The organism is Bradyrhizobium sp. WSM4873, from assembly GCF_055811355.1.
Map to the genome: position 1 here is coordinate 1 of NZ_JBVVPS010000106.1, position 838 is coordinate 838.

General features: G+C 63.7%; 1 protein-coding gene. It reads left to right on the top strand.

Annotated features, from left to right (window positions below; genetic code table 11):
* The coding region (tnpC, locus tag AC0L21_RS37935; RefSeq protein ID WP_473267092.1) for an IS66 family transposase at positions 1-761 on the top strand (761 nt) is incomplete at its 5' end.
* Positions 762-838 lie beyond the last annotated feature (77 nt).

Consider the following 838-nt stretch of genomic DNA (forward strand, 5'->3'; position numbering starts at 1 on the left):
TCTATTATGCCTCGGGCAACCGACGGGGCGAACATCCTCAGAAGCATCTGGCCGCCTTCGCCGGCATTCTGCAGGCGGATTGCTATGGCGGCTTCGAGCCGTTGTTCGACCCAAAAAGGAAAGCAATGCCGATCACGCCGGCATTTTGCCTGGCCCATGCGCGGCGGGGATTCTTCGAGCTGGCTGACATCGAGAAAGCCGCCCGGGAAGGCCGCAAGGGCAAACCGGTCTCCCCGATCGCGCTGGAGGCGGTCAGGCGTCTGGATGCGTTGTTCGAGATCGAGCGCGCCATCAACGGCCGTAGTGCCGACGAGCGGCGTGCCGTGCGCCAGGAGCGGAGCAAGCCGCTGCTCGACGACATGCATGACTGGCTGCTCCGCGAGCGAGAAAGCCTCTCGCGCTCCGCCGAGGTCCTGAAGCCCATGAACTACATGCTCAAGCGCTGGGACGACTTCGTCCGCTTCCTCGACGATGGCCGGATCTGCTTGACCAACAATTGCGCTGAGCGTGCATTGAGAGGCATTGCCTTGGGAAGGCGCAACTGGACCTTCGCTGGTAGCCAACGTGGCGCCGACCGTGCCGCGATCATGCTGACGATGATCACGACTTGCCGCCTCAACGACGTCGATCCAAAGGCCTGGCTCGCCGACGTCCTCGCCCGGATCGCCGATCTTCCCGCGTCGCGGCTGCGCGAACTGCTGCCCTGGGAATGGAAGCACCTGCACCAAGCCGGCAAGTCCGCCGATCAGCAAGCCGCCTGACCTTCACGCAACGCCATCGTAGAACTCGCCGCGCTCGCGCGCATTTGTCAATCAGGCGGCCTTCGTCGTATGCGTAC